At 66.6% G+C, this 26942-nt stretch carries 26 protein-coding genes and 1 other RNA gene; 12 read left to right on the top strand and 15 right to left on the bottom strand.

Annotation, left to right across the window (positions count from 1 at the left end):
• The first annotated feature begins 336 nt into the window (after window positions 1–336).
• On the top strand, window positions 337–1815 hold the full coding sequence (locus AC1KVE_RS11085) for a SulP family inorganic anion transporter (RefSeq protein WP_434982595.1): 1479 nt from the start codon (window positions 337–339) through the stop codon (window positions 1813–1815).
• Here AC1KVE_RS11085 and AC1KVE_RS11090 read toward each other — a convergent pair.
• Entirely contained in the window at window positions 1768–2013 is a 246-nt protein-coding gene (locus AC1KVE_RS11090) for a hypothetical protein (protein WP_228960576.1), read from the bottom strand. The two genes, AC1KVE_RS11085 and AC1KVE_RS11090, sit on opposite strands and share 48 nt — an antisense overlap.
• A 176-nt stretch (window positions 2014–2189) precedes the next feature.
• Here AC1KVE_RS11090 and AC1KVE_RS11095 point away from each other — a divergent pair, with 176 nt between their 5' ends.
• From AC1KVE_RS11095 to AC1KVE_RS11110, 4 genes are all read left to right on the top strand, one after another.
• The gene (locus tag AC1KVE_RS11095; RefSeq protein WP_024938500.1) at window positions 2190–2396 is read left to right on the top strand and encodes a hypothetical protein; all 207 of its coding nucleotides are present in this window, start codon (window positions 2190–2192) and stop codon (window positions 2394–2396) included.
• 126 nt (window positions 2397–2522) lie between these two features.
• On the top strand, window positions 2523–2756 hold the full coding sequence (locus AC1KVE_RS11100; protein ID WP_046344579.1) for a DUF1653 domain-containing protein: 234 nt from the start codon (window positions 2523–2525) through the stop codon (window positions 2754–2756).
• 51 nt (window positions 2757–2807) lie between these two features.
• Window positions 2808–3149, top strand: coding sequence for a hypothetical protein (locus AC1KVE_RS11105; protein ID WP_102251169.1), 342 nt, complete (start codon window positions 2808–2810; stop codon window positions 3147–3149).
• Between the two features lie 157 nt (window positions 3150–3306).
• Window positions 3307–3384, top strand: a non-coding RNA gene (locus AC1KVE_RS11110) — sX9 sRNA.
• Between the two features lie 39 nt (window positions 3385–3423).
• On the opposite strand, the gene AC1KVE_RS11115 is transcribed toward AC1KVE_RS11110, so the two are convergent.
• The 5 genes from AC1KVE_RS11115 to AC1KVE_RS11135 all read right to left on the bottom strand — a co-directional run bounded on the left by AC1KVE_RS11115 (window position 3424) and on the right by AC1KVE_RS11135 (window position 9406).
• Entirely contained in the window at window positions 3424–4161 is a 738-nt protein-coding gene (locus tag AC1KVE_RS11115; RefSeq protein ID WP_039518674.1) for a DNA/RNA non-specific endonuclease, read from the bottom strand.
• Between the two features lie 580 nt (window positions 4162–4741).
• The gene (locus AC1KVE_RS11120) at window positions 4742–6874 is read right to left on the bottom strand and encodes a methyl-accepting chemotaxis protein (RefSeq protein ID WP_102251168.1); all 2133 of its coding nucleotides are present in this window, start codon (window positions 6872–6874) and stop codon (window positions 4742–4744) included.
• Window positions 6871–7299: a type 2 periplasmic-binding domain-containing protein gene (locus AC1KVE_RS11125; protein ID WP_024938495.1), complete on the bottom strand. Its 429-nt coding sequence runs from the start codon at window positions 7297–7299 to the stop codon at window positions 6871–6873. The genes AC1KVE_RS11120 and AC1KVE_RS11125 overlap by 4 nt, the downstream gene beginning before the upstream one ends.
• A gap of 10 nt (window positions 7300–7309) precedes the next feature.
• A complete protein-coding gene (locus tag AC1KVE_RS11130; protein WP_104608191.1) occupies window positions 7310–8479 on the bottom strand; it encodes a hypothetical protein in 1170 nt (389 codons plus the stop codon).
• 525 nt (window positions 8480–9004) lie between these two features.
• A complete protein-coding gene (locus AC1KVE_RS11135; protein ID WP_039529666.1) occupies window positions 9005–9406 on the bottom strand; it encodes a Rid family hydrolase in 402 nt (133 codons plus the stop codon).
• Between the two features lie 127 nt (window positions 9407–9533).
• On the opposite strand from AC1KVE_RS11135, the gene AC1KVE_RS11140 reads away from it, so the two are divergent.
• Window positions 9534–10460, top strand: coding sequence for a LysR family transcriptional regulator (locus AC1KVE_RS11140; RefSeq protein WP_046344574.1), 927 nt, complete (start codon window positions 9534–9536; stop codon window positions 10458–10460).
• 258 nt (window positions 10461–10718) lie between these two features.
• On the opposite strand, the gene AC1KVE_RS11145 is transcribed toward AC1KVE_RS11140, so the two are convergent.
• Window positions 10719–12566 carry a M14 family metallopeptidase gene (locus tag AC1KVE_RS11145; protein WP_481092094.1) on the bottom strand — a complete coding sequence of 616 codons (1848 nt, stop codon included), beginning with the start codon at window positions 12564–12566 and terminating at the stop codon, window positions 10719–10721.
• A gap of 425 nt (window positions 12567–12991) precedes the next feature.
• Between AC1KVE_RS11145 and AC1KVE_RS11150 the strand changes: the two genes are divergently transcribed.
• The 3 genes from AC1KVE_RS11150 to AC1KVE_RS11160 are packed head-to-tail and all read left to right on the top strand — an operon-like array spanning window position 12992 to window position 16433.
• A complete protein-coding gene (locus AC1KVE_RS11150) occupies window positions 12992–13732 on the top strand; it encodes an ABC transporter ATP-binding protein (protein WP_435013165.1) in 741 nt (246 codons plus the stop codon).
• Complete coding sequence (locus AC1KVE_RS11155) at window positions 13729–15165, top strand: ABC transporter permease (RefSeq protein ID WP_481092095.1); 1437 nt, start codon at window positions 13729–13731, stop codon at window positions 15163–15165. Before AC1KVE_RS11150 ends, AC1KVE_RS11155 begins: the two co-directional genes overlap by 4 nt.
• Window positions 15165–16433, top strand: coding sequence for a DUF3526 domain-containing protein (locus tag AC1KVE_RS11160; protein ID WP_481092096.1), 1269 nt, complete (start codon window positions 15165–15167; stop codon window positions 16431–16433). Before AC1KVE_RS11155 ends, AC1KVE_RS11160 begins: the two co-directional genes overlap by 1 nt.
• A 230-nt stretch (window positions 16434–16663) precedes the next feature.
• Here the strand turns inward: AC1KVE_RS11160 and AC1KVE_RS11165 are convergent, their stop codons facing one another.
• From AC1KVE_RS11165 to AC1KVE_RS11185, 5 genes are all read right to left on the bottom strand, one after another.
• Window positions 16664–17314: a DUF2894 domain-containing protein gene (locus AC1KVE_RS11165; RefSeq protein WP_481092097.1), complete on the bottom strand. Its 651-nt coding sequence runs from the start codon at window positions 17312–17314 to the stop codon at window positions 16664–16666.
• On the bottom strand, window positions 17311–17985 hold the full coding sequence (locus AC1KVE_RS11170; protein ID WP_104541731.1) for an OmpA family protein: 675 nt from the start codon (window positions 17983–17985) through the stop codon (window positions 17311–17313). Before AC1KVE_RS11170 ends, AC1KVE_RS11165 begins: the two co-directional genes overlap by 4 nt.
• Window positions 17982–20654, bottom strand: coding sequence for a DUF802 domain-containing protein (locus AC1KVE_RS11175; protein WP_481092098.1), 2673 nt, complete (start codon window positions 20652–20654; stop codon window positions 17982–17984). Before AC1KVE_RS11175 ends, AC1KVE_RS11170 begins: the two co-directional genes overlap by 4 nt.
• Before the next feature lie 10 nt (window positions 20655–20664).
• Window positions 20665–21411 (bottom strand): DUF3348 domain-containing protein, encoded by a 747-nt coding sequence (locus tag AC1KVE_RS11180; RefSeq protein ID WP_481092099.1) that lies wholly within the window; start codon window positions 21409–21411, stop codon window positions 20665–20667.
• A gap of 281 nt (window positions 21412–21692) precedes the next feature.
• Window positions 21693–22892 carry an MFS transporter gene (locus tag AC1KVE_RS11185; protein ID WP_184458099.1) on the bottom strand — a complete coding sequence of 400 codons (1200 nt, stop codon included), beginning with the start codon at window positions 22890–22892 and terminating at the stop codon, window positions 21693–21695.
• Window positions 22893–22995: 103 nt separating this feature from the next.
• Between AC1KVE_RS11185 and AC1KVE_RS11190 the strand changes: the two genes are divergently transcribed.
• On the top strand, window positions 22996–23907 hold the full coding sequence (locus AC1KVE_RS11190) for a LysR family transcriptional regulator (protein WP_024938482.1): 912 nt from the start codon (window positions 22996–22998) through the stop codon (window positions 23905–23907).
• Window positions 23908–24174: 267 nt separating this feature from the next.
• A complete protein-coding gene (locus tag AC1KVE_RS11195; protein WP_024938481.1) occupies window positions 24175–24387 on the top strand; it encodes a hypothetical protein in 213 nt (70 codons plus the stop codon).
• A gap of 183 nt (window positions 24388–24570) precedes the next feature.
• Here AC1KVE_RS11195 and AC1KVE_RS11200 read toward each other — a convergent pair whose 3' ends face one another.
• Entirely contained in the window at window positions 24571–24837 is a 267-nt protein-coding gene (locus AC1KVE_RS11200; RefSeq protein WP_024938480.1) for a hypothetical protein, read from the bottom strand.
• A gap of 10 nt (window positions 24838–24847) precedes the next feature.
• Window positions 24848–25180, bottom strand: a complete 333-nt coding sequence (locus AC1KVE_RS11205; RefSeq protein ID WP_226427509.1) for a YkgJ family cysteine cluster protein — start codon at window positions 25178–25180, stop codon at window positions 24848–24850.
• Between the two features lie 349 nt (window positions 25181–25529).
• On the opposite strand from AC1KVE_RS11205, the gene AC1KVE_RS11210 reads away from it, so the two are divergent.
• A complete protein-coding gene (locus AC1KVE_RS11210; RefSeq protein WP_164738933.1) occupies window positions 25530–25697 on the top strand; it encodes a hypothetical protein in 168 nt (55 codons plus the stop codon).
• Between the two features lie 75 nt (window positions 25698–25772).
• Here AC1KVE_RS11210 and AC1KVE_RS11215 read toward each other — a convergent pair whose 3' ends face one another.
• Entirely contained in the window at window positions 25773–26936 is a 1164-nt protein-coding gene (locus AC1KVE_RS11215) for a zinc-dependent alcohol dehydrogenase (protein ID WP_024938479.1), read from the bottom strand.
• Window positions 26937–26942: the final 6 nt, after the last annotated feature.

The raw sequence follows: 26942 nt of genomic DNA on the forward strand, positions 1-26942 counted from the left end.
GTGTCTCACGCAACGCCCTGCGCCCGCGACGCATGCAGCTTGCCCTCGCCAGCGGCAGCATGCGATGCCAGCACGCAGCTTCCAGCGGCCTGTGCGTTGATGTTGCTCATGCATTGGCAGCGTTGCTCGGCTCGACGCGCGTGCGCAGCAGCGCGCCATCGGGTTGTGCAGACCGACCTCAGCGCGTTAGCATGCAGCCTCGTCCAGAGCGATTTCCTCCGACACATGACACCACCCTGACCTAAGGCATCACGCGCTCGCAGTTGCTGCGAAGGTCCAGGTGTTTGACGTTCATGTATTCGCGCCGTGTGTTTGCCGGTGCGCGGAGTCGTTTCAATGTCCAGAGTTTTCTCGTTGCGCCAGCAATGGCTCGGCAACGTGCGTGGCGATGTGCTCGCCGGCATCGTGGTCGCGCTTGCGCTGATTCCCGAAGCCATTGCCTTTTCGATCATTGCCGGCGTCGACCCCAAGGTCGGGCTGTACGCGGCGTTCTGCATTGCGGTGGTGACCTCGATCGCCGGTGGCCGGCCCGGCATGATTTCGGCCGCCACCGGCGCAATGGCGTTGTTGATGGTGGACCTGGTCAAGGACCACGGCCTGCAGTACCTGCTGGCGGCCACCGTGCTGGCCGGCGTGCTGCAGCTGATCGCCGCGGCATTGCGCCTGGGCGCATTGATGCGCTTTGTTTCGCGCTCGGTGATCACCGGCTTCGTCAATGCGTTGGCGATCCTGATCTTCCTGGCGCAGTTGCCGGAGCTGGTCGGCATGCCATGGCCGGTGCATGCGGTGTGTGCAGCGGGCCTGGCCATCATCTATCTGCTGCCGCGCTTCACCACGGCGATTCCCTCGCCGCTGGTCGCCATCGTGGTGCTGACGGCGGTGTGCGCGTACTGGCACATCGACATCCGCAGCGTGGGCGACATGGGCCGTCTGCCCGACAGCTTGCCGGTGTTCCTGCTGCCGGACGTACCGCTGACGTGGGACAGCATGCGCATCCTGCTGCCGGTGTCGACGACGCTGGCCGTGGTGGGCCTGCTGGAGTCGTTGATGACCGCGCAGATTGTCGAAGACCTCACCGACACCCCGTCGCAGCGCAACCGCGAATGCGCAGGGCAGGGGCTGGCAAACCTGCTGGCCGGGTGCTTCGGTGGCATGGCCGGCTGCGCGATGATCGGGCAATCGGTGATCAATGTGCGCTCGGGCGGGCGCGGGCGTTTGTCGTGCCTGGTGGCCGGTGTCGTCCTGCTGCTGATGGTGGTGTATGGCGCGCCCTGGGTGCGCCAGATTCCGATGGCGGCGTTGGTGGCGGTGATGATCATGGTCAGCATCGGCACCTTCAGCTGGGGCTCGCTACGCGATCTACGCACGCACCCGGGGAGTTCGTCGGTGGTGATGCTGGGCACCGTCGTGGTCACGGTATGGACGCACGATCTGGCCCGCGGCGTGCTGGCCGGGGTGCTGCTGTCGGCGCTGTTCTTTGCGCGCAAGGTCGGGCGCATGTTGCAGGTGCAGGCCAGCGAGCGTGACGACGGAGTGCGCGTGTATGCGGTGCGCGGCCAGGTGTTCTTTGCATCGGCCGGGCAGTTCGTGGCCAGCTTCGATTTCCCGGGCACGCCGCCGAAGGTGCTGATCGATCTGAGCCACGCGCACTTCTGGGACATCAGCGCGGTGGCGGCGCTGGATCGGGTGGTGCTCAAGCTGCGCGCGCACGGCGCCGAGGTCGAGGTGATCGGCGTGAATCAGGCCAGCGACACGCTGATCGAAACCTTAGGAACCCATCGACGCGATGGCGCGCGCCTGCAGCTGGGGCACTGAGCCCGGCTGCTCGTGCGCAGCCAGCGCGGCCGTCGGCGCCGCCGCGTGGCGTGCATGGTCGTCCAGCAACGCGGATAGGCGACGATGGCAGTCGCGGAAGGCCAGCGCGGAGGCGGGCATGTCGCAGGCATCGAAGGTTCCGGCCTCGGCCTTCCAGGCGGCGAGCAGGTCTTTCAGGTCGCAGATCAGGCTCGGCATGCGGGCGACTCCGTGGGCGTTCTCATCACTACGGCCACAGGCGCCGGCCGGATGCAGTCGCGCTCGTTCGCCTCACGCGTGGCCGCACGGGCGCGCTGCCATCGTGCAGGACACACGTGCGCGTCACATCGGCGGGAGGAGGGTGGCCGTGCGGTCTTTTACCGCTGGAGCAGACCATGAGCAACGACGAAAACGGCAACCGCGGCGTAGACGATCCGACCCCGCCCAATGGCATCAAGGCACCGGGCAGCGACAACACACCGATCCAGGAAGGGCCTGCACAGGACAGCGAGATCGATGACGACGATGGCATCGAAGACCCGGTCGAGGACGATGACGACCTGGGCGCGGAAGACGACGAAGACGAAGACGACGACCAGTAAGCGCGTGGCAGCGTTGCACGCGGCCGTGCAACGCTGAACCCGGCAGAGGGCACCGGTTGCGCGGCATGTGCTGGCTGTGGCCGGCCATGCTGCCTAGACTTGCGGATTGCCCATCCTGTGACATCCATGGACACCTCCCTGTCGCCATTGCCCAACATCGCGTTGGGCCAGTACCGCCACTTCAAGGGCGGCCGTTATGACGTGCTCGGCGTCGTGCGTTGCAGCGAAACGCTGGCCCCGCTGGTGCTCTATCGCCCGTTGGACAGCGAGGTCGGTCTGTGGGTGCGGCCGTATGCGATGTTCGTCGAGCAGGTCGAGGTGGACGGCGTTGCGCGTCCCCGATTTGCGCGGGTCGAGTAGGCGCGGCTTGGTCTGCACGACGTTACTTGGTTGTTGGCGAGTGCATTGGCAATGACGGCTGCCGCCGCTGCGCCAGTCACCACGCCCGATGGCCGGTATCTGATCGTGCGTGGCCGGCTCTGGCGTACCGCCAACCCGCATCTGCGCGAAGACGTGCGTGCCGGGCTGGTCGGCGCCTTGATGGACGCGCGACGCGCGGTCAAGGCGGCCAAGCGCGATGAGGATGCCGGGGGGCTGGCTGCAGCGCGTGCGGCGGTCGATCGTGCCAAGACGGCGCTGGGAGAGCGCGGCCCGGTGTGGTGGAGCGATGGTGCCAAAGACTTCAATCGGCATCTGGTCAAGAACACGCCATACGCGGACTGGTTTGCGGCGCTTGCCGCGCCCGAGGCCTGAGTGCGCGTTGCGGCGGGCCAGGCCTGCCGCCGCCTGCAACGACAAGGCCCGGGAATGCCGGGCCTTGTCTGCTGGATCGCACGCCCAGCGGTGTAGAGCGGCTGAGCAGGCTGCTGCGCTCAGCGCCAGGTGGGTACGGCTGGTGCCAGACATCGGCAAGGGCCATTCGGGCACTCCGATGCCGGAGGCGCCGTTCGCACCCACCTGACGACTGCTCGCAACATGGGTGTCAGCCGCTCTTGATCGACGTGGCTGGAGAAGCGGGCAGCCGGCCTCAGCCCAGGTCGCAATTGCTCGGCTGCGGCCAAGTGGTGGCGGGCAGCATGGCCTTGACGGCGGCCGGTGCGGTGATGCCGATGGTGCTGGCGCCGTAGAGGTCTTCCAGTTCGTCGATGCTGACGATGTAGCTGTCCAGCGAACCGAGGTTGGCGCTGTTGGGAATCAGCCAGCTGATCGCGCGGGTGCCGCCGCCCGGGTTGGCGGTGATGATCGTCTTCCAGAAGAAGTCCGGGGTGCGGATGCCGTGGCTGCTCAGGAAGTAATCGTTGGTCGTGTCGCTGTAGATCACACCGCCGTAGACCTGCACGCTGGCGATGTCGCGGTAACACTCGGCCACGTTTTCGGCGCGTACCCAGATGCCCTGGTTAAAGCTGGACACCTGCGGCACGATGTTGGACATCAGGTTGGCGCGACGGATGTAGGTCGCGTTGTAGTCCATGTGGTTGGAGGTCACCAGGTGCCCGCGATCGTAGCCGGTGCGCACGCTGGCGTAGGAGGCGGTGGAGGTCTGGCCGGCGCAGCCGCTGGGCAGTTCGGTGTCCAGATTGAAACTGGACGGGCGTGCGGCCGAGCCGGTATCGGCTTGCAGCACGTACTCATAGCGCAGCGCGGTGTGGTTGGTGCAGTCGTAGCGCAAGGTGTAGCCGCCCTTGTTGAGGGTGACGACCTGGGCGTTTGCGCTAGCACTGGCAGCGGTGAACAGCAGAACGGCGAAGAAAGTCCGGAAGCGCATGGGCAGTGAATCTCCTGGAAAATCAATCGGACGCACGACGCCACCGCCGGCTGCCGGGGGGCAGATCGACGCTCAGCGGAACGCGCGCTGGAAGGGGGACAGTTGGCTCGCTGTTTTTAGCGAGCGCGACAGCTATCGCATGCAAATGTTGCTTGGTGGTGACGTAGGCGTGAGGAATGTGCGGTCACGTCAGTTTTTCCGACAAAACTGTGACCGGTCTCGCGCATTGGGCGGCATACGGGCTGGCAGGCGATAAGCGCGTGGTTATGCCTGAGCGCGCGGATGCGCCTGCCGCGTCGGTCGTTTTGCGATGGCGCACAGCTGCGCCATCAGCAAGGCGCGGTCGCTGCTGTCGGACAACTGCCCGCCTTGCGGTCGGGATACGCCAGCACACATCGGCAGGCGACACCGCCAGACGTCAGGTCGGAAGCAGCGCAGTGCCGTTCGTCGGCGCAAGATGCGCGCCTTGCGACACTGCCGTGCCAGCGCCGCGTTCGCCACCGGCGGAACAAAAAACCCCCTTCTGCAGTCCATGCAGAAGAGGGCGTCAAAGACGTCGCGAGAGGATTGTCTCGGTCGACTATGCGACCTCTTTTTCCAGCTGCGGTGCGCTGGCAGGCTGCAGCTGGAACAGCGAGACCAGCTGGGTCAGGGTGCTGGACTGCTTTTCCATCGCCCGTGCCGCGGCCATGGCTTCCTCCACCAGCGCTGCATTCTGCTGGGTGGTTTCGTCCATCTGGATCACCGTCTGGTTGACCTGTTCGATGCCGGCCGATTGCTCGCTGGATGCAGCGGTGATCTCACCCATGATGTCGGTGACCCGATTCACGCTGGCGACGATCTCGGTCATGGTGGTGCCGGCCTTGTGCACCAGCACCGAGCCTTCGGCCACCTTGCCCACCGAGGCGTCGATCAGCTCCTTGATCTCCTTGGCCGCAGCGGACGAACGCTGCGCAAGCGTGCGCACTTCCGAGGCCACCACCGCAAAGCCGCGGCCCTGTTCGCCGGCACGGGCGGCTTCCACCGCCGCGTTCAAGGCCAGGATATTGGTCTGGAAGGCGATGCCATCGATGACGCTGATGATCTCGGCGATCTTCTTCGAGGAGGTTTCGATGCCCGACATGGTGCCGACGACCTGGCTGACCACCTCGCCGCCCTTGGAGGCCACACCGGCTGCATTGCGTGCCAGTTCGTTGGCCTGTCGCGCATGCTCGGCGTTCTGCTTGACGGTGGAGGTGAGTTCCTCCATCGAGGCGGCGGTTTCTTCCAGGCTGGCCGCCTGCTGTTCGGTACGCCGCGACAGGTCCTGATTGCCGGCGGCAATTTCACCGGCCGCAGTATCGATCTCCGATGAGGAATGCTGGATGCGCCCGACGATGTCGGTCAGGCGGTCCACCGTGGTGTTGGCATCGTCGCGCATGCGCGCGAACACGCCGGCAAAGTCGCCGTGCATGCGCGTGGTCAGGTCGCCGCTCGCAATCGCCTGCAACACTTGCGACACCGCGCCCAGGCTCTGGTCCGAGCTGCTCATCAGGTGATTGAGGTCCACCACGATCTGGCGGAAATCATGCTCGAACGCGGTCTCGTCGCCACGCGCGCTGAAGTCGCCTGCCGCCGCCGCCGATGCCAGCCGCTTGATCTCGCCATTGATCGACAACAGGCTGGCCCGCACATCGTTGATCGATTGACTGATCACCGCCTTCTCGCCCGGCAACGGCTCCAGCTGCTGCGACAGGTCGCCGGCGGCATAGCGCTCGGTCAATGCAACGATCTGCATCGTCACCGCGATATGGCTGGACACCAGCGCGTTGCTGGCCCGCACCATGCTGCCGAATTCGCCGGGGAATTCCTGCTCGGCGATACGGTGACTGACCATGCCGGCTTCATGCTTGTCGCCCATGTCGGTCTGCGCCTGGATCACGCGACGCAGCTGGCGCTGCATGCTGTCCATCGCCTGCAGCAGCTGGCCGACCTCGTCGTTGCGGTCGATCGAGATGCTGTTGTCCAGCTTGCCCGACGACACCGCATGCGCAATGCCCACCGCACGGTTCAGCGGCTGGGTGATGGCGCGTGCCACGATCCAGCCGAAGGCGATGCACAGCACCGCACCGACCAGGCCCAGCACCAGCCCGCCGATGCTTGCCGCCACCGAGCTGTCCACCGCTTCCTGCACGGTGCCGCGGAAGCGTGCATCGGCACGCTTCTGCATGGCGGTCAGGGTGGTGCGATAGGTTTCCAGTGCCGGTGCCATGGCGCTCATCTGCGCCGCATCGGGTTCGCGCTGTTCCACGAACGCGGCGGCCACGCCGTGCGCCAGGCTGTAGTACTGATCGAACTCCTTGCCCAGGCGTGCCAGCTCCGTCGCATTGGCGGGATCGGATTTCTGCAGTTTCACGTAGGAGGCGTGGATCTCGTCGGCCACCGGCTTGGTGGCCGCCAACATGTCGGCATCGCCGGCGGCAGCGGCGCCGTTGAGCCCGTTGATGAGCTTGTCCAGCGCAGCCACGTTGCGTGTCATGGCGTCGAGCATCGGAAAATGCACGTCGCGTACCGCTTCCAGGCGGTCGTTGTTGCGGTGAAAGACCAGCGTACTGAAGGCCACATAGCTCGATAGGCAAAGGATCGCCACCGCGGCCGGCATCAGGATTTTCCAGAACAACGGTAGCGACAGGATGCGTCTCATGACTTGAGTCTCGAGCAGGTGGCGGGTCACGGCTTCAGGACGACCTTGACGCTGGCGTCGACTGCGCTGGCGCTGATGTAACCGATGGCGCCGGGCGTGGCGGCAACGGCCTTCTTGACCGCATCGTCGCCACTGACACGCTTGGGACGCTGCGCCTTGCCGGTGAACATCAGCTGCGACCAGTACGACTTCAGCTGTGCCGCGTCGCGTGAGGCCACTTTCTTGTAGAACTCATCGCGGGTGGCGACGCCTTCTTCCTGATCGATCGGCACCGCCGCGCCGCCACCGGGCAGGCTGTTGGATTTGGCCAGGAAGATCTGCGACACCTGCGCGGCGCTGAGGCTGTCCGGGCCGCCCTTGGCCGACATCACCACCACGACATCGGCATTGGCGCAGAACGCGCTCAGCGACAACGCGGCAAGCAGGGAGACTGCAAAACACTTGGAAATGGTCATGGGGGCTCTCTTAGAACACGAAGTCGACGGAGGCCGACAGCAGGTTGTAGCTGCCGCCCGGACGGAAGCCCGGCTGGATGTTGTTCAACGATCCGAACGAGCCCGCGTTGTTGTTGATGTGGCTGGCCTGCAGCTTGAACGCGACGCTTTCACGCGCGTCCCAACGCAGCGATGCGGTAAAGCTGTGACGGCCGCTCTCGGCCTGCGCCAGTGCGCGCGTCATCACGCCGACCGGATCCTGGCCGGCCGCGATGGTCGGGCCCTTGCGATCGACGTTGGCATAGGTGATCGACGGCGTCAGCGTGCCGAAGCGACCGCCGACACTGAGATAGCCGGAGGTGGTCTTGCCGTTGAGCGAGGGCGAGTAATCGGCGCGGATCACTTCGCTGCGCAGGAACCAGCTGCCCGGATCGTAGGCGTAACCCAGGCTGGCAAAGCTGCCGTCCACGCCATAGGTGGTCAGGCGATCGGCCAGTGCGGGATTGATGCGCTGATAGACCGAGAACAGGCGATCCAGCGACGGTGTATCGAAATCGGTGGTGCCCACGATGTAGGCGGCGCGGAACGTGGACGCACCCGATTCCAGGCCCAGCGCCAGGCCGCGCATGGCGTACACATCAGCCTTCTTCGAGTTGATGCGGCCGTAGAAACCCTGCACGCTGACCACACTCTCGCCGGCGTTGATGGTGTACACGCCTTCGACGCCGTCCATCGGCAGCAGGTAGTTGTAGACCTCGTACGGCGGACGCACCCACGGGGTGGCGTAACCGACGCGCTGGTACTCGGACAGCATGTACAGCGGCGCAGTGATGCGGCCCAGGCGCGCGGCGAACTGCGGGCCGAACTGATACTTCACATGCGCCAGCGTGACCTTGGGATCGTAATCGCCGCGTTCGGCGTACTCACTGGTCACCTGCAACACGCCGGTGAACTTGTCGGTGAAGTTGGCATTGACCTGGCCGGCGATACGCGAGTCCGGACGTGCCGAGGTGGAGTGGCTGGCACCGGCACCTTCCACGGTCTGGATGTCGGGCGTGAAGTCGGCCTGGTCCTCGGTCGAATGCACCACGCCCAGCGTGCCGAAGCCGCTGAAGGAAAACATCGAGTCCTGCTGCGCGTAGGCGCAGGTCGATGACGCCAGGGCGATGGCGCCACTGAGAAGCTTGACGGTCAATTTCATTGAGAATCTCGGCTGAGTGGGTGATGGACGCAGCGCCATGGGAGGCGCGCGGGCAGAACGGTAATGAGCGTCGCAACGCCCTGGATTGCGGTAGCGGCCGTCTGCATCATTGCTTTAGCGAGATTTTTACAACTTGGAAAAACCGGTTAAGAAAGCAAAGCGCCACAAGAATCTGACGATAGTTTTGCCCTATCGAGGCGCACGATTTAGGTGTTTGAAACAGCTGGGATGAATATCGGCGGACATAATCGTCCGCATCGCAGGCCTGCCGATGAGTAGCGCAGCCGGTGAAGGGCGAGGTAAGCAAAAAACCGAGTTTTTCCCGGGGGAAATTGACAAAGAGGCGTTTGCTCCGAAGTGCGCACGCAAAAAAACGCCACGCACTGGCGAGCCAGGCGTGGCGGTCTTTGAATTATTTCGCGTGGGCGCGCCAGTTACTTATCGCCAGTGCGATGCGGCCAACAAAGATTTGCTTCGGCTGCATGCAGACGCAACGAGATACAGCCGGCAAGTTACTGGAAACGTTTACTGCTGCCGTGTCGGGAGTTTCACCACGACCTTGATCTCGAACCGGAAGCCCGCCAGCCAGGTCACGCCCACTGCGGTGACGGTGGGGTAGGGCGCCGGGCCCCAGTAGCTCACCCATTTGTCCCACATGGCCTCGAACACCACGTCGGGGTCGAGCATGAACAGCGTGACGTCGACGACGTCCTGTGTGCTGCAGCCGGCTGCGGCGAGGATGGCATCGAGATTGGCGAAGGCACGGGCGATCTCTGCCTCCAGCTCCGGCTCCGGCGAGCCGTCTTCGCGGCTGCCGACCTGGCCGGCGACGAACAGCAAGCCATCGGCGCGGACTGCCGGCGAATAGCGGTGGCGCTCGTACAGCGCGTGCCGCCCCTGCGGAAAAACTGCCTCACGTGTTGCCATGGTGACCTCCATCGGGTGGCGAATCGGAACAGGCAGGCAGCGTAGGTGCTTGCCTGCGCGCGATAAATCGGCGATGGCGAGCAGCACTGTTTGTAGAATCCAAACAATCTTGGGGTCGGGAGTGGCGATGGACCGGTTCGACGCGATGCAGGCGTTTGCGCGGGTGGTGGAGACCGGCAGCTTCACCAAGGCGGCCGAGACCTTGCACATGAGCCGGGCCAGCGTGACCCAGCTGGTGCAGCAGCTGGAGGCACGCCTGCGCGTGAGGCTGCTCAACCGCACCACGCGGCAGGTGCATGTCACCGCCGATGGCGCGGCGTACTACGAACGCGTGCTGCGGCTGCTGGCGGACATGGACGATGCCGAGACCAGCCTGTCCGATGCGTCGGCGCTGCCGCGCGGCCGCCTGCGCGTGGATGTGCCCAGCCCGCTGGCGCGCCTGATCCTGATGCCGGCACTGCCGGCCTTTCATGCGCGTTATCCGGATATCCAGCTGGACATGGGCGTGAGCGATCGCCGCGTGGACCTGATCGGCGAGCACGTGGATTGCGTGGTGCGCGGCGGCACCATCACCGATCAGTCGCTGATCGCGCGCCGCGTGGGCGACCTGCAGGCGGGTGTGTACGCGGCGCCGGTGTATCTGCAGCGGCTGGGCATGCCGGCACATCCGCGCGAGCTGGAAAACACCCGGCATCGCTGTGTGGGCTTCATGCGCTGGCGCAGCAGCAAGACCGTGCCCTATGTCATGCAGCGCGGCAGCGAGGCGGTGCACCTGCAAGGGCGTTACGTGGTGGCGTCCGACGACGGCAATGCCTATCTGGCCGCCGGGCTGGCCGGCATGGGCGTGCTGTGGTTGCCGGTGTACATGGCCAGGGCGCACGTGGCCAGTGGCGAACTGGTGCCGCTGTTCGAGGACTGGCGGATGGAGCCGATGCCGCTGTCGATCGCGTTCCCGCCCAACCGGCATGTCAGCGCCAAGCTGCGTGTGTTCATCGAGTGGGTGAGTGCGTTGATGGCCGAGCATGCGCCAGTGGAAGCGCCGGCGCTGCGCTGAGCGCGCTGCGTGGCGTGGCTGATGTGGTCGTGGTCGTGCACGCAAGACACGGGGGCACGCACGCATGATGGAGTGCGCAGTGCGTGGTGAAGCGTCCTGTCTGCCGACATGCAAGCGACGTTGCTGCCGGTATCGATGCCGATGCGGTTGCGGTTGCCGTTGCCGTTGCCGTCGCCACTGGCCTTGCGCAATGCGCGATACGAGAGAGGCTCAAGCCGCATTGCCGATCCCACAGCGTGCAATCGGCAATGCGCAGGGTCACTCCGCCAGCTGGCGCCGCACCGGATAACGCCAGCCGTTGATCGCCGCATACGGCGAGCGCGCATAGATCCATTGCAGCCGCGCATCGCCATCGGCGCGGAATGCGGCATCGTCTGCGAGCTTGCGTTCGAATGCGGCGCGCAGGGCGGCGTCGCTGCGCAGCACGCGCTCGCTGAAGTCCACCAGCTCGGCGCCGTACAAGCCGCTGTCGGGGCTGCCGGCATTGCGGAAACGCCCGCTGGCCAGCAACGAGTCGCTGCTCTGCGGCTCCAGCAACGCGGCTGCCAGCATGCGCATGGGTTGATCGGCAGGCACGCGGACGCTGCCGGCGACGAAGGTTTCTTCCACGGGCTCGGCGTGCGGCGTTTGCGTGCCGGCATCCTTCACGACGCGGATCTGCTGCACCTGGAGCTGGCGCGGCTGCTGCAGGCGTTCGTAAGTGATGCCGTGCGCCTTGAGCAGTTCCACCACATCGTCGTTGCCGGGCGGGATCCACCAGGCGAGCGGGTAGCGCACCGCCTGGGTCTGGCGATAGCCGATCACCGGCATGGTCCAGGTTTCATCGCGGCCCTCCCAGCGCAGTTCCTGCCGCCCGGACACCGGCGACAACGCGCGGGTGTAGCTCACGCCCTTGAACGGCACCTGGGCGATCGGCTGTTGCAGGCGTTCCCAGGCCACCATCAGTTCCTGCGGGCGGGCGGCGCGATCGGCGCGCTTGGCCGCATCGATGTTGCCTGCATCGCGGGCAACCACGCGCAGTGCTGCTTCCAGCAGCACATAGTCGCCCAGCACGCGCTGCCGGTACGACTTCAGGCGATGGTTCTCCACCAGCACGGTGGGGATGCCGGCAAAGTCGCCATACCCGGTGGAATAGCGCGGGCCTTCCGGCGCGTAACGCAGGCCCGAGCGCGGCTCGTTTTCGTCGATCAGGCTCGGGTAGATGGCCGGTTCGTGGCCCTGTTTGCGCAATGCGCTGTTCACCGCCGGCGTGAAGCGTTGCTGCAGCCAGTCGGCGGTGGCGCGCGAGCGCGCATAGGTGCCCCAGCCGGCGAAGGTAAAGGTGATGTCGTACTGGTGATCCAGCCCGCCGCTGACATGCAGGTCGATGTAGAGCGCCGGATCCAGGCGATGCAGCAACGCGACCATCGCGCGCGTTTCCGGCGCTTCCAGGGTGAGGTAGTCGCGATTGAGATTGATGCCGCGCGTGGTGGTGTTCCAGCCCATCTGCTGTGGGCCGCGCAATGCGGCGCCGATCAGCGGGCCGCGCTGCTCGTGACCGTCGGCATTGAAGATCGGCACGAACACCAGATCCACCTGGTCGAGCAGGTGGTCCTTGCCGCGTTGCGCGATATCGCGCAGCAACATCAGGCCGGCATCCTTGCCATCGATCTCGCCGGCGTGGATGCCGGCCTGCGCCAGCACCACCGGCTTGCCGGGCGCGCCCTTGTGCGCGCGGACCAGCAGCAGGTCGCGGCCCTCGCTGCTCTTGCCGAACACCTCCAGCGACAGCAGCGGCGAGGCGGCGACCAGGCGTTCCAGCCACGCGCGCGTCTCGTCATAGCTGGGCGTGCTGGCGAAATCGTTGCGCTCTGCCGGGGTGCTCCACGGATCGTCCGGTGTGACGATCAACGCCTCGCTGGCCCCATGCCAGGCACGTACCGGTGGCAGCGGCGCGCTGGTGTCGATGGACTGCGCGCTGGCCTGGGCGGCAGTCAACAGGGTTGCGGCGAGCAGGCCGGCAGCGGCACGCGTGGTGCTGCGGCTGGCAGGCCCGGCGGCGTTGGCGGAAGCGGGTGCGGGAGGGGGCGAGGCATGCGGGGCAGAGGGGCGCGTATCGGAAGTCATGTGGGACGTACGGGATCTCGATTGAGGGGAGAACGTGGCAAGGCTTGCTGCTCCTGGGTGGTTGCGACGGCAGCGGCGTTAGACGGCCGCCATGCCGCATCGCGGCGTTGCAGCGGACTGCGTGGGTCGGAGGGCGGAGGGCTGGTCATTCCCTGGGAGCGGGTCGCGCGGTGCAAGGAGTTCCTGCCTCCGGCGCTGCAGCAACCGCAGAACATTTGCGTAATACAGTAACATTTGACGGGCCGCGCTCGCGTCGACGGTCGCGCAGCCGCAGCGGCTAGCCTGCTTCCTGTGGTGCTGTCGTCCAAGCGGGATCGCACCGCGCGTTCACCTCTCCGGCGGGCGCTTGCGCGGCGTCGCCCGGTCCCCTGCAAGCGTTGAAAGCAATGTGATAACGTATCATTTCGTTAAGCCATTGCCTTGCCATGCTTTCCAGTTCTCAAGCCGCCCCTGCCATCTCGATCAGCAACCTGCACGTGGCCTACCGCGGCCGCGCCGTGCTGCAGGGGCTGGATCTGCAGGTCGCCCCCGGCAGTGTCTACGCCTTGCTGGGCGGCAATGGCGCTGGCAAGTCCTCCACGCTTTCCAGCTTGCTCGGCTTTGTCAAACCCACCTCCGGCAGCCTGCGGGTCGATGGCATCGACCCGGTCGCCGACCCTGGCGGCGCGCGTGCGCGGCTGGCCTATCTGCCGGAAAACGTGGCGCTCTACGAGCACCTGAGCGCGCTGGAAAATGCCGACTATTTGCTCGCGCTGGCCGGCCAGCGCCGCAGCCAGGCCGAGATCGGCCAGGCGCTGGCCGCTGCCGGCCTGCAGCGCGAGGCCTGGCGTCAGCGACTGGCGGGCTTTTCCAAGGGCATGCGCCAGAAGGTGGCGATTGCAGTGGCCACGCTGCGCCAGGTGCCGGTGTTGCTGCTGGACGAGCCCACCTCCGGCCTGGACCCGCGCGCCATTGCCGACTTCAACCGGCTGCTCGGCAGCGTGCGCGAACGCGGTGGCGCGGTGTTGATGGTGACCCACGACCTGCTCGGCGCAGTGGATGTCGCCGACCGGATCGGGTTCCTGGAACACGGGCGCATTGCCGAAGACATCGGTGCCGGCGACAGTGGCTTCGACGTGCGCAGCTTGCATGCGCGTTTTGCGCGTGCGCAGGATCGGGCGGCATGAGTCCTGTGCTGTTGGTTGCGCGCGAAGAACTGCGCTTCATGGCGCGCAACCGTTCCGCTGCCATCGGTGTGGTGCTGCTGATGCTGCTCACGCTGGTGGCGGCATTGACCGCCGCGCATCATCAGCGCGAGGTGGCCGAGTTCCGCACACGCCAACAATTGGCCGCGCAGCAAGCCTTCGAAGCGCAGCCGGACCGCCACCCGCATCGGGTGGTGCACTACGGCCACTTCATCTATCGCCCGTTGCCGGCGCTGGCCGCCTTCGATGCCGGCGTGGACGCGTTCACCGGCAACAGCATGTTCCTGGAAGGCCATCGCCAGAACACCGCCAACTTCGGCGATGTGCGTCAGAGCTCGCTGCTGGTGCGCTTCGGCCAGCTCACCCCGGCGTTCGTGTTGCAGGTGCTGGCGCCGCTGCTGCTGGTGTTTCTCGGCTATGGCGCGGTGGCGCGCGAGCAGGAGACCGGCACCTTGCGCGCGCTGTTGCTGCAGGGGGCCACGCGTGGGCAATTGTTCGGCGGCAAATATCTCGCGCTCGCGGTGGTGGCCGCTGCCTGCCTGTTGCCGGCCCTGGTCGGGTTGCTGCCGATCGCGTCGTTGCCGGGTCAGGCGCTGCGGGTCGCGCTGCTGGTACTGGCGTATGCGGTGTATCTGCTGGTGTGGTGCGCGTTGGTGCTGTCGGTGTCGATGCTGTGCCGGCGTGGCCGCGATGCGTTGCTGGTGTCGCTGGCGGTGTGGGTGTGGCTGGCCCTGCTGGTGCCGCGCGTGGCGCCGGATGCGGCCAGTGCGGCGTACCGCCTGCCGACGCGGCTGGAGACCGATGTGGCGATCCAGCGCGACCTGCGCACGCTCGGCGACAGCCACAACCCGGATGACCCGCACTTTGCGCAGTTCAAGCAGCAGACACTGGCGCGCTATGGCGTGCAGCGGGTGGAAGAGCTGCCGGTCAACTACAAGGGCCTGCTGGCGCTGGAAGGCGAGCGGCTCACCGCGAGCCTGTTCGAGCGCTATGCCGCGCGTGATTCGGCCATCCAACAGCAACAGAATCTACTGGTGCGCACGTTCGCCTTGTTGAGCCCCACGGTTGCGCTGCGCGAGCTGTCGATGACGCTGGCAGAAACCGACCTGCGTGCGCACGAGCGGTTTCTCGCCCAGGCCGAGCATTACCGCTACACGCTAGTGCAGCAGCTCAACCAGCTGCAGGCCGATGCGGTGAGCATGGCCGACGACACCGCGCAGGATGCCGGTGCCGACCAACGCAAGCGCATCTCCTCCGCGCATTGGCATGCGATCCCGGTGTTCGCATTCCAGCCGCCGGCCACCACCGAGGTGCTGCGCGCCGCGGGCGCGGCGCTCGGCCTGGTCGGTGCCTGGCTGCTGGCGGCGCTGTGCATGCTGGTGGTGGCCGGCCGGCGTGTGGGAGTGGCGCGCTGATGCTGCTGTGGAAATACGAACTGCTGCTGTTGCTGCGCGCACGCGCCGCGCTGGCCGGCCTGCTGTTGCTGGCGGTGTTGACGGTGTGCAGCCTGCTCTCCGGCCAGCACCTCATCGCTGCGCAACGCGCCAACATCGCGCGCATTGCAGCGCTGCAGCAGGAGGACATTGCAGCGGTGCAAGACTATGTGGCGCGCTCCAACGACGCCGGCAGCGCGGCCTACTACAGCTTCCATCCGACCTGGGATGTGCCCACGCCACTGGCATTTGCTGCGGTGGGCATGCGCGATGTCTCGCCGTACATCCTGCGTGTCCGCGCGCTGGGCTTGGAAGCGCAGATCCACGATGGCGACAGCTACAACCCGGAGCTGGCACTGGCCGGGCGCTTCGACTACGCCTTCGTGCTGGTGTTCCTGCTGCCGTTGTTCGTGATCGCGTTGCTGTTCGATCTGCGCTCGGGCGAGCGCGAGGCCGGGCGTGCGCGCATGCTCGCCGCATTGCCGGGCGCGGGCACCGCGCTGCTGGTGCGGCGCGTGGCGGTGCGTGCCGCTGCGGTGCTGGTGTGTCTGAGTGTGCCGTTTGTGATTGCCGCAACCCTCAATGCGGTGCCGCTGCTGCAACAGCTCGCGGTGCTGGCAATGACCTGCGCCTATCTGCTGTTCTGGGTGTTGCTGTCGGTGCTGGTCGGGCGCCTCCACTGGCGCCCGGCCGCGCATGCCACCGCCCTGGCGACCTGCTGGGTGGTGCTGGCGCTGGTCGCACCGGCGTTGGCGCATGTGGCGATCAATCAGGCAGTGCCGGTCAGCCAAGGCAGCGAGATCGCGCGGCTGCAGCGCGAGGCGGTCAACCACGCCTGGGATATTCCGCGCCAGCACACCATGCGGGCCTTCTACGCGCAGAACCCGCAGTGGGCGGACTCGGCGCCGCTGACCGGCGCGTTCCACTACAAGTGGTATTTCGCCTTCCACGAAAACGGCGACCAACAGGTGGCCCCGCAGGTCGCGGCGTATCGCCAAGGTTTGCAGCGACGCGAAGCACTGGCGCAGCGCGTTGCCAGCGTGTTGCCACCGGTGGCGTTGCAGGCCGCGTTGACCCGCCTGGCAGGCACCGATCTGCGCGCGCAACTGGCGTACCAGGACCGCATCCGCGCCTACCACCAGGCACTGCGGACGTTCTATTACGGCTATCTGTTCCGCGACCGCCCGTTTACGCGCGAGGACTTCGGGCGCGCGCCACGTTTCGATGCAAGCGCCGATCCTGCGTCATAGCGGCCGCTGCGATTCACCCTCCGCCTCCGCCTGCGTTGTCCACGCTGCGTCGCTGGCTGACGACACCGACTGGCGACAGTCGCCCCTGCGCGTTTGATGAACCGCGCCAGCGCCGGTCGGGCGGATGCGAACGACCCGCGCACTGGCTGCGATCATGCCGGACACATGCGCCAGGCGGGTTTCAGCCAACGGCCGTGTGCGTGCAGCGCCAGCGCGACTGACCGGTCGCGCTAGCTGCGCCGCGTGGACGGACGCTTGCTGCGCTTCTTGCCCGGCGCCACCGGCGCGACATCCTCGCTGGCCAACGCGCCACCGCTGTGCAGCTGTTCCAGCCACGACAGCGCGTCGACATAGCCGAGGAAGTGCTGCAGATAGCCCGGTGAGCACTCGCGCATCAGGCTGATGCAGCGATGCACCAGCACGCTGGAATTGAGCGGGCCGGCGTCCTTGGGGGCGTCCTGCAGCGACTGCCGCACCTGGCTGGCAGTGCGCACCGTGGTCCAGGTGCGGCGAAAATCCTCCAGCGCCGGCAGCTCGGGAAACTGCGTGGCTTCGGCGCTGGCGGTCTTTCTGCTGTCCACTTCCATCAACGCGGCGTGGCCTGCCATCCGGTCGGCTAACGCGCCAAGCGCGCTGCGTTGCGACGGCTGTGCGGCAGCGCTGGCGACACGGCGGCGCGCGGCCTGCTCCACCGTCGCCGCATACGCATCGACCAGCTTGCCCAGCTTTTCTTCCAGCACCTCGCGCACTGGCTCGGCCTGTGTGCCGGCACGCGCGGCCAGCGTTTCCATCAGGTGGAAACGCACCGGATCCAGCTGGTCGGCACCCTGGCTGCGCCAGCGCTGCAGGCGCGCGTGCGCGGATGTCGCCTGCGTGCTCATCGCGTGCCTGCGGCTGCTGTCGGCTTGGCGGCAGAAGGCGCTCGCGACGTGGACGGGCGCGCAATCGGTGCGATCTCCACACGGCGGTTCCTGGCGCGGCGCGTTTCATCGGCATTGGAATCCACCGGCTGTTGCGAACCGAAGGCCGCGGCAAACACCGATGCGGCCGGCACGCCTTCGGCGATCAATGCACGCGTCACCGTGAGTGCGCGTTGGGCAGACAGTTCCCAGTTGTCGGCGTAGCGCCGGTTGCCGCCCAGCACCGGGCGGTCGTCGGTAAAGCCGCTGACCATCAGGATCTCCTCGCGCGCCGCCAGGTATTCGGTCAGCGGCGCGGCCAGCGTCTTCAGCACCTCGCGGCCCTCCGGCTGCAACTGATCGGAATTGAAGGCGAACAGCACATTGCCGCGGATGCCGATGCGGCCGTCGACCAGGGTCACGCGGCCGGCGGCCAGCGGCGCCGCCAGTGCCTGCTCCAGCGTCTTGCGGCGCTGCGCTTCGGCCTGACGCTGTTTGACCTCTTCGTCCAGGCGGCTGGATAGCTGTAGCTGCACACCGATCACCCCGACCAGGATCAGCACGAACGCGCCCAGCAGCACCGACATCAGGTCGCCGAAGGCAGCCCAGATCGGTGTGCCCGATTCGCCGTCGATGTCGATCTCGTCGCTCATGCCGCGCTGGCCTCGCCGGCAGCGGCCTCACCGGCATCGCCGCGACCGCGATCGAGCTGGCGCAGTTCTTCGATGATCTGCTTCTGCGACAGCATGCTGAGGTCGACCACCTCGCGCGCCTGCGCCACGTAGTACGCCAGTTGGTCGTCGCTGCGTGCAAGCGAGGCATCCAGTGCGCTGGCGACATGCTGCAGGCGCTCGTTGAGTTCGCTGGTGGAGCCGCTGAACAGCTGCACCGCCACGCCGAAGGCTTCGCCCAGGCTGGCCACTTCCACCGCGCTGCCGCTGACATGTGCGGCCACCGCGCCGAGCTTGCCGGTCTCGCTGCCGATCTGCTCGGTGAGCTGGGTGCCCACGCGTTGCAGCAGGTCGGCCGAGGTGGTGACCAGCGCATCGACCGCTGCGCGTTGTTCGGTGGAGGCGTGATTGACCGCGTTGAGCAAGGTGTCCAGGGTGGCGAGCAGCTTGCTGCGTTCTTCCAGCATCGCGGTGTCGCGCACCATGCCCTCGGACAGGTTCTGGCGCAGCTCGGCCACCACATCGGCGGCCGCCTTGGGCGCTTCGGAGGCGATCTGCATCAGGCGCGCCACTTCGCTGATGGTGGCACTGGCCTGTGCCTGCGCCTGCGTGGACAGCTCGCTGGCGGTGCTGGCCAGGGTGTCGCAGATCGCCTGCTGTTGCTGGGTGACGCGCTCGCCGGTGCGCTCCCACTGCGTGCTCAGGTCTGCGCTCATCGCGCTGAAGCGCTCGCTCCACAGCGCCAGGCGCTGGGTGTCGCGGGCTTCCAGTGCGGCCTGCAGCTCGGTGTGCGATTGCTGCAAGGTGCCGACCAGGGCGGCGGCATGCGCGTCGAAGCTGGCGGTGGCGGCTGCCAGTGCGCCCTGGTGCTGGGCGGCCAAGGCGGCGCTGGCGTCCTGTTGCTGCGCCAGCGCGGCGTTCCAGGCGCTGGCGGTCTCGCTGCTGGACTGATCCATGCGCCTGGACACCGCATCGACCAGCGCGCTGGAGCGCGCGTCGAAGGTGCTGGCGAACTGGGTCAGCGTCCCCTGCAGCTCCTGCGTCAGCGCGTGGTTTGCACGTTGCTGTTCGGCCACCGCCGCGGTCCAGGTGGCGGCGGCAGCAGCGGTGCTGCTTTCGAAGCCGTTGCTCAGTCCATCGAGTTGCTGCTGTACGGCCTGCTGCACGCCGTCCTGCAGTGCGCTGCTCTGCTGGGCGAGCTGTGCGAGCGTGGCCTGCAATTGCGCGTTCAACGCCGCGCCTGCGCGCTGCTGCTCGGCGAGCACCGCGGCCCAGTGCTCGGCCGTGTCGGCATTGCTGCGTTCGAATCCGTCATTGAGCGCGGCCAACTGCTGCTGCACCGCGTGGGTCACGCCATCCTGCACCGCGATGCTGCGCTGATCGATCTGCGCCAACGTGGTCTGCAACTGCTCGGTCAACGCGTGCTGCGCACGGTCCTGCGCGGCCAGCACGGCCTGCCAGTGCTCGGCGGCCGTCTGCGCACTGTGCTGGAAGCCGTCGTTGAGCGCGTGCAACTGCTGCTGCACGGCGGTGCCGACGCCGTCCTGCACGGCAGCGGTCTGCTGTGTGATCTGCTCCAGCGTGGCCTGCAACCGCGTGTCGAGCGCTTGCTGCGCGCGTTCCTGTGCGGCGAGCGCGCTGGTCCAGTGCGCGGCCGCGGCACTGGCGCTGTGCTGGAAGCCGCTGGTGATGCCGTCCAGTTGCTGCTGCACGGCATGGGTGAGGCGCTCGTGCAGGGCGGCGGTGTCGCGCGCGATGCTGGTCATGGTCGCTTCCATCGCCGGCTGCAAGGCCGCGCCCACCGCGCGTGCGCTTTCTGCCACGCCGCTCTGCAGCGATTGCTGCATCGCCGTGGCCAGGCGCGCATAGGCCGCTTCGCTTCGGGCGTGGAATTCGGCCTGCTGCGCGGCAAGGCGTTCGTCGGCGGCAATGCTCTGCTGCTCGATGCTGTGCATCAGCGTCTGCAGGCGATCGATCAGCGTCGGCATCAGCGCGCTTTGCTGCTGCTGCAACTTGAACACTTCGCCACGCTGGTGCGCGTCCGAGTGCGGATGCAGTTCGGAGGCGATCTTCAGGTCCAGCCGCTGCACTGCCTGCAGCCGCTCGCGCCGGCACAGTGCCGACAACAGCCCCAGCATCGCGGAGGTTGCAACGCCGGCGATCGAGGTGCCGAACGCAAACGCCAGGCCTTCCACCGGTGCGGCCAGCGAGCCGCGGATGGCCTGCAGGTCGGTGGCGCTCTGCAATGCGAAGCCGGTGCCCTTGAGCGTGGCCATCATGCCGAGCAGGGTGCCGAGCATGCCCAGCAACACCAGCAGGCCGACCAGATACGGCGTCAGCACCGGTGCCGGCAACGCCACGCGCTCGCCCTTGATGCGCAGGCGCACCGCATTGCGCAGGCTCGGATGCAGGCGCTCCAGCCATTCGCCCAACGCCGATGGCGCGGTGGTCAATGCGGTGACGGCAGCATCCAGCGTCGCGCTGGCCTGGCGATAGCGGTACAGCTCCAGCGCGCCGGCCACATAACAGGCGCCGATCACTGCCGCGACGCAGGCGCCGAGCGGATTGGAGCCCAGATAACCGATGCCGACCCAGCAAACCGCCAACAGGCCGACGACAAACACACACAGGTGGACGAGAGTTCTGAACATGAGGTCCCAGTTAGCGGGTACGAAGCGCTGCGAGCAGGCCTTCGATCGGGTGAAAACGGACATCCAGTTCGGCGAGCAACACGCTCTGCATGTCTTTGCGAAACACATCCAGCCAGCCGTCGGAGAGCGCGCGTGGCGCGGCCTCGCCGTCGGGTGCCGGGTTCTGCGCCTGCGCGGCATCGCGCAGGCGCTCGAAATGCGCGCCGAGCAGGTTCGGCACATGATTCAGCAGGGTCTGCTCGCGTGGGCTCAAGGTCAGCTCCATCACCGCATCCACCTCGGCCAGCCGCGCCATCGGCGCCGATTCCAGCGCCAGCATGTCGCGCAGGCGGCCACGCAGGTCGCCGGTGGCGGTGCGCATCGCGCGCTGCATTGCCAGGTAGTGCTGGCGGAACGGGGCATAGTCAAGCGCGGGCGGCGCTGCCGCTGCGTCGATGTCGGCAGCGGCGCTGCGCGCATCGCGACGCGCGCGCGCGAGCACGGCATCCAGCTCGACCACGCTGCTGGTCGCCAGCCCGGTGCGCACGCGGGCGCAGGCCTCGGTGTCGAGTCTGCGCGTGTCGGGCAGCGCTTCGATCTCCGGCAGCTTGCCATCCAGCGCCTTGGACACGGCGACCGCGCGCGTCCAGTCGATCCATTGGCTGAGCCGGTCGGCGAGCGCATGGTTGGACTGGGCCACGTGGGCATCGGTGAGGCGAGCAAGCAGGCGAATGAACGCCGGGCCCGACAGGGGCGCCCGTGGAGAAGCTTTCGCCATTGTTCCGGTCAAAGACCGCGCATTTTACACGGGAAGCTGCGCGGTTCGGCGCTTTGCCCGGCAGCTGCGGGCTTGGCCGCGCAGGCCGGCCCTGGCGGCATTCAGCCGGCCTGGTGTGGGGGTGTGCGTGCGATTGCAGCGTGCAGCGCAGCGATCCAGTAGGCGCAGCGCCCAAGGATCAAGTCCATCTGTAGCGGTATCTGGCTTGCGCTCCCGTGGTCGTGCGCAGCGAGCGCGACCAACGCTGCGGGCCAGGGGCGCCTGGCCCGCAACGCGACATCTCAGCCTCGGGCGCGATGTACCAACGGAATCAGCACCACCCCCAGCAGCGCCACCGCCGCGGCCACATAGCCGATGCTGCCCAGCCCCCAGGCTGGAATCACCAGCCCGCCGATGATGGCGCCGATGCCGATGCCGGCATTGGCCGCCGACACATTGGTAGTGCCGGCCAGTGCCTGCGAGTGGGTCACCGAGTTCATCACCCGCACCTGGCTGATCGGAAACAGCGCGGTGTAGGCAATGCCCCAGACCGCCAGGGTCAGATAGAGCAGCACGCCGGTCTTGGCCACCGGCACGCACAGGGCCATGCCCAGCGCGAGCAGCAGCAGGAACACCGCCGTGGCACGCAGCGGCGAGCGATCCACCACCCGCCCGCCCAGCCAGTTGCCGATCAGGCCGATCGCGCCAAAGCCCATCAGCCACCAGCCCACATTCGCCGCCGGCACGCCCACGCTGCGTTCCAGCAGGTCGGCCAGATAGGTGTAGGCGGTGAACATGGCGGTGAAGACCACCACCGACAGGATTACATTGGCCAGGAAGAAGCGCTCGCCGAAGATGCCGGCCTGCTGACGCAGATTCACCCGTTCGCTGCGGGCCACGGTCGGCATCCAGAGCGCCAGCGCCGCGGCCATCGCCAGCGACAGGGCAGCCAGGATCCAGAACGCGCCACGCCAGCCGATGCTGTTGGCGGCCACCGTGCCCAGCGGAATGCCGAACAGCAGCGCCGCCGAAATGCCCAGATACACCCGCGATACCGCGCGCCCTGCGTGCTGCGGCCCGGCCAGTTGCCCGGCGGTTTCGCTGGCGGTTCCCCAGAACACCGGCAGCGCCAGCGCCGGTACGAAGCGGGCAAAGGCCAGCACCCAGATATTGGGCGCCAGCGCGGCCACCGCGTTGGAGACCGCAAACACCAGCAGGATCATGACAAACAGGCGCTTGCGATCCAGATGCGACAGCCACGCGGTCAGCGGCGGGCCGAACAGCATCACGGTGAAGGCGAACAACGTCACCAGCTGGCCGGCCGCGGAGATGGAAATTTCCATGTCGCGTGCAAGGCCGGGCAGCAGCCCGACGATCAGGTACTCGGTGGTGACGATCACGAACGCGGCAAACACCAGGATGAAGATCGCCAGGCCGCTGCGAGCAGCGGCCGGTGCCGCGGTGGCGGAAACGGGAGAGGAAGTAGAGCCGACAGCAGACATGGCATGCGTCGCAGTGTGGGCTGGCCATCATAGGAAAGAATTAAGATCGTATATCGGGAGTATTTTCCGTACATTGCGGACTTCAGTTCTTGAATGTATACCCATGCATCCCTCTGAACGCGTCAAAGGCATCGATATCTTTGTCAGCGCCGCCGATGCCGGCAGCTTCACGGCCGCCGCCGAGCGGCTCAGCCTGACCAGCTCGGCAGTGGGCAAAGCCATCGCACGCCTGGAGACGCGTCTGGGCGTGCGCCTGTTCGCACGCACCACCCGGCGGCTGGCGCTGACCGACGCAGGCGCGGCGTTCTACCGGGTCTGCGTCAAGGTGCTCGATGAGCTGGAGGAGGCCGAGCACGTGCTGCGCGCCGAAGGCCAGGCGCCCACCGGCCGGCTGCGGCTGGACCTGCCGGTGAGCTTCGGCCGGCACAAGGTGTTGCCGGTGTTGCTGCCGTTCTTCCAGCGTTATCCCGGCCTGCAGCCGGTCATTTCGTTCACCGATCGCTTCGTCGACATGGCCGAAGAAGGCATCGACATCGCGGTGCGCATCGGCGGTCCGGATCAGTGGCACAGCAGCCTGGGGCACCGCTATCTGGGCCATGAAAAACGCGTGTTCTGCGCCGCACCGCAGTACCTGGCGCAGCGCGGCACGCCCGACAGCATTGCCGCCTTGCTGGCGCACGATGCGGTGCTCTACGGCAAGGCCGACGGCAGCAGTAGCCCGTGGTTGCTGCGGCATGGCGCAGGGCCGGTGGAACAGCGTGCGATGGACGCGCGGGTGGTGTTCGGCAATGCCGAGGCGCAGGTGGACGCGGTGGTGGCCGGGCTGGGTATCGCACAGCTGCCGACCTGGCTGATCGATCAGCACCTGCAGCGCGGCAGCCTGGTCGCGGTACTGCCGCAATGCGATACCGAAGGCCTGCCACTGCATCTGGTGTGGATGCGCGCGCGCCAGTTGCTGCCCAAGCTGAGCCGGTTGCTGGAATGCCTGCAGCAGGGCTTGCAGGATGCGGCGTGAGTGCGGCGCCTGGCGTGGGGTCGTGCATGATCGCGGCAGCGGTTGCGCATGGTGCACATCGACGTGCCGCAATGCAGCGCCAGGTTCGGGTCAGCGCACATGCCAGCACACGCAGCAGCGGGCCCGATCAAGCGCAATCACGCCGGTCTGCGCCTGCTCTCTGACCAATTCAGCTCCAACTGCGCTGTCTCACGGCCGACCCTGTTTTGTAAGGTGAACGCGTGTAGGCTGCCGGTCCGGGGACGACTCCCCAACGAGGTGACCACAATGGACCGCTGCGACATGCAGGTGTCCGATCTCATGGTCCTGGAGTTACAAGGGTTCCACGACGCCTATGGCAGTGGACCGGACTTCTGGGACGCGTATCAACGCATCATGACTCTTGCCGCGCAAGCCGGCGGCGATCTGATCACACTGGCCAACGAGATGGCTTCACTGGCACAGGGACTGGGCGCGACCAAACACGCGCAACTGCTGTAATCCGCGCTTGCCTGTTGGCGACGCGGGTCTGCGTGCCGGAAGGCGGTCATTTTTTCGAAGCCGACGATGCCGGCGCTGTGGGTTCAGCCGGCTGCGGTGTGTGCACGCAGCGCGGCATCGATCGCCCAACTCCAACTCCAACAGCGACAGCCACAACGCAGGTGTGCTGCCACTGCGACGCGCTTACTCGGCGTCGGTTGTTGCGGTTGTCGCGGTCTCTGCGTCGGACGCGTCGGTTGCCTTGGCAGCGGGTTTTTTGACTGCCTTGGCAGGAGCGGCCTCGGGCTCGCCGCGCTTCTTGTCGCGACGCAGCGGGGTATCGCCCAGGCGCTCGATCGCGCCACCGGATTGCTGGAACGCCTCCAGGTCGGCAGCCAGCCGTTGCTCGGACAAGCGCGGCTTGCCTGGCTGATTGCTCACGGTCATCGACTGACGGCGGGAGTTGTTCATGGCGAAATCCTCATGCGTTGTACAGCGTCAAGGGAATGCCCCGCCGGCGTTGGTCGTCGTAGGTGGCACGCACGTCGCGGCAATACGGCCCGGACATGACGAAACGCCGGCAGATTGCCGGCCGCGTCTCGTAGATCGAACAACACATGCGCGCCGCATCGATGGCCACGCACCAGCCTTCCTCGTCACGCGCCATCACGTGCCAACCTTGCGGTGTCACGCTGGTCAAGTGGTTGGGGATGCGGTCGGATGGATCGACCATGACGGTGAGCCGGCAACAGACGGCGTCGCAACGTTCGCAGAGATTCTTGATGGAGAAGGCCAGATAGAGTGAGGGCGACACCGGAGTCCGGCCGCCCTTGCACCATACACCCTGGGCGCGCCGGGGTGTGAACCGGTCCCCGCCGTGGCGGCAGCAGCCTGTTTTCTCGCGGCGCGAAAACGCAATGATCACATTGCCGGCAGTGCCGTGTGTTGCGTGGGTGCGTGTGGACGCAAGCACGGCATGCTGCGCGCTCGATCGTGCTGTGGTCCGCGTGCGTACGATTGCGACGTTGCGACAACCTGCCGAGGCATCAGACGTTTGCCTAAACGGTTGCCTTTGTCACGCCGATGCGAAGACCTCTTTCACCTGTGCCGCCGGCAGGCCACCGTAGCGTTGGGTGGTCCGCATCAACGCGACAGGAGATCCCATGAATACTGCCCATCAACACGCAACTGCGCCCGATCTGGCCGGCGATCACGAAGACCAACGCAGCGAGAAGGAAAAACAGGACGCCTTGCAGGACGATGCGCTGGAAGAAACCTTTCCGGCCAGCGATCCGGTGTCGCCGTTCGTGCCGGCCAAGCCGCTGGACTGACCAGGCCACACGAGCCAGCAACGCAAACGGCGCGGTCATCGACCGCGCCGTTTGCGTTTGCAGCGTTGCTGGCTGTTACGGCGTCAACACCACCTTGCGGCAATCGTCCTGCTTCTTGTCGAACAGCTCATAGCCGCGCGCTGCATCGGCCAGCGGCATGCGATGGGAGATGATCGCGCTGGGCTTGAGGTCGCCATTGCCAATGCATTCCAGCAAATGCGGCATATGCTTCTGCACATGGGTCTGGCCCATCTTGAAGCTCAGCCCCTTGTCGAAGGCATCGCCGAACATGAAGGCGTGGATGAAGCCGGCATACACGCCCGGCACGCTGACCACACCGCAGCGGCGCGTTGCCGCGATGCATTGGCGGATTGCAACACCGCTGCTGCCTTCCAGCTTCAAGTTGGTCAACGCGGTTTCGATCGCGCTGCCTTCGGCCTCGAAGCCCACCGCTTCGATGCTGGCATCCACGCCGCGGCCATCGGTTTGCGACACGATGACATCGGCCGGGTCGTCGACCTCGTCGAAGTTGATCGGAATGATGCCGTAGGCCTTGGATGCAAAGTCCAGCCGGTAGGCATGCCGGTCGACCATGAAGATGCGCTCGGCGCCCAGCATGCGGCAGCACGCCGCCGCCATCAGGCCCACCGGGCCGGCACCGAAGATCGCCACCGTCGAACCCTGCTTGACCCCGGCATCGATGACGGCCTGATAGCCGGTCGGCAGGATGTCGGACAGGAACAGCACCTGCTCGTCGTGCAATGCATCGGGTACCACCAGCGGCCCGACATTGGCCTTGGGCACGCGCACGTATTCGGCCTGCCCGCCGGACAGACCGCCGTACAGATGACTGAAGCCGAACAGCGCCGCCGGCGGCCGCATGTCCTTGTGGTTGAGCGCCGCGCCCTTGCCGGTGTTGGTGGTCTCGCAGGCGGAGAATTCCTGCAGCATGCAGTGGAAGCAGCGTCCGCAGGCCACCACGAAGGGGATCACCACGCGGTCGCCGCGTTTGACGGCGGTGACGTCGGGGCCCACGTCTTCGACAATGCCCATGAACTCATGGCCGAGGATATCGCCGTGCCGCAGATCCGGAATCTTGCCGCGGTACAGATGCAGATCCGAACCGCAGATGGCGGTGGCGGTCACGCGCAGGATGAGATCGTCGCGTTCGACCAGGACCGGGTCCGGCACGGTTTCGACCCGGACATCGCGTGAGCCGTGGTAGTTGAGGGCGAGCATGGGGGT

Source organism: Xanthomonas sp. NCPPB 2864 (assembly GCF_056675615.1).

Excerpts from the sequence above, each read along its gene's own strand:
- AC1KVE_RS11130 (WP_104608191.1), bottom strand. The coding sequence starts at position 8,479 with ATGAAATTGACCGTCAAGCTTCTCAGTGGCGCCATCGCCCTGGCGTCA.
- AC1KVE_RS11195 (WP_024938481.1), top strand. The coding sequence starts at position 24,175 with ATGGACCGCTGCGACATGCAGGTGTCCGATCTCATGGTCCTGGAGTTA.
- AC1KVE_RS11200 (WP_024938480.1), bottom strand. The coding sequence starts at position 24,837 with ATGAACAACTCCCGCCGTCAGTCGATGACCGTGAGCAATCAGCCAGGC.
- AC1KVE_RS11135 (WP_039529666.1), bottom strand. The coding sequence starts at position 9,406 with ATGGCAACACGTGAGGCAGTTTTTCCGCAGGGGCGGCACGCGCTGTAC.
- AC1KVE_RS11160 (WP_481092096.1), top strand. The coding sequence starts at position 15,165 with ATGCTGCTGTGGAAATACGAACTGCTGCTGTTGCTGCGCGCACGCGCC.
- AC1KVE_RS11215 (WP_024938479.1), bottom strand. The coding sequence starts at position 26,936 with ATGCTCGCCCTCAACTACCACGGCTCACGCGATGTCCGGGTCGAAACC.
- AC1KVE_RS11115 (WP_039518674.1), bottom strand. The coding sequence starts at position 4,161 with ATGCGCTTCCGGACTTTCTTCGCCGTTCTGCTGTTCACCGCTGCCAGT.
- AC1KVE_RS11210 (WP_164738933.1), top strand. The coding sequence starts at position 25,530 with ATGAATACTGCCCATCAACACGCAACTGCGCCCGATCTGGCCGGCGAT.
- AC1KVE_RS11100 (WP_046344579.1), top strand. The coding sequence starts at position 2,523 with ATGGACACCTCCCTGTCGCCATTGCCCAACATCGCGTTGGGCCAGTAC.
- AC1KVE_RS11175 (WP_481092098.1), bottom strand. The coding sequence starts at position 20,654 with ATGTTCAGAACTCTCGTCCACCTGTGTGTGTTTGTCGTCGGCCTGTTG.
- AC1KVE_RS11085 (WP_434982595.1), top strand. The coding sequence starts at position 337 with ATGTCCAGAGTTTTCTCGTTGCGCCAGCAATGGCTCGGCAACGTGCGT.
- AC1KVE_RS11140 (WP_046344574.1), top strand. The coding sequence starts at position 9,534 with ATGGACCGGTTCGACGCGATGCAGGCGTTTGCGCGGGTGGTGGAGACC.
- AC1KVE_RS11090 (WP_228960576.1), bottom strand. The coding sequence starts at position 2,013 with ATGCCGAGCCTGATCTGCGACCTGAAAGACCTGCTCGCCGCCTGGAAG.
- AC1KVE_RS11105 (WP_102251169.1), top strand. The coding sequence starts at position 2,808 with ATGACGGCTGCCGCCGCTGCGCCAGTCACCACGCCCGATGGCCGGTAT.
- AC1KVE_RS11190 (WP_024938482.1), top strand. The coding sequence starts at position 22,996 with ATGCATCCCTCTGAACGCGTCAAAGGCATCGATATCTTTGTCAGCGCC.
- AC1KVE_RS11180 (WP_481092099.1), bottom strand. The coding sequence starts at position 21,411 with ATGGCGAAAGCTTCTCCACGGGCGCCCCTGTCGGGCCCGGCGTTCATT.
- AC1KVE_RS11095 (WP_024938500.1), top strand. The coding sequence starts at position 2,190 with ATGAGCAACGACGAAAACGGCAACCGCGGCGTAGACGATCCGACCCCG.
- AC1KVE_RS11145 (WP_481092094.1), bottom strand. The coding sequence starts at position 12,566 with ATGACTTCCGATACGCGCCCCTCTGCCCCGCATGCCTCGCCCCCTCCC.
- AC1KVE_RS11155 (WP_481092095.1), top strand. The coding sequence starts at position 13,729 with ATGAGTCCTGTGCTGTTGGTTGCGCGCGAAGAACTGCGCTTCATGGCG.
- AC1KVE_RS11185 (WP_184458099.1), bottom strand. The coding sequence starts at position 22,892 with ATGTCTGCTGTCGGCTCTACTTCCTCTCCCGTTTCCGCCACCGCGGCA.
- AC1KVE_RS11165 (WP_481092097.1), bottom strand. The coding sequence starts at position 17,314 with ATGAGCACGCAGGCGACATCCGCGCACGCGCGCCTGCAGCGCTGGCGC.
- AC1KVE_RS11150 (WP_435013165.1), top strand. The coding sequence starts at position 12,992 with ATGCTTTCCAGTTCTCAAGCCGCCCCTGCCATCTCGATCAGCAACCTG.
- AC1KVE_RS11170 (WP_104541731.1), bottom strand. The coding sequence starts at position 17,985 with ATGAGCGACGAGATCGACATCGACGGCGAATCGGGCACACCGATCTGG.
- AC1KVE_RS11125 (WP_024938495.1), bottom strand. The coding sequence starts at position 7,299 with ATGACCATTTCCAAGTGTTTTGCAGTCTCCCTGCTTGCCGCGTTGTCG.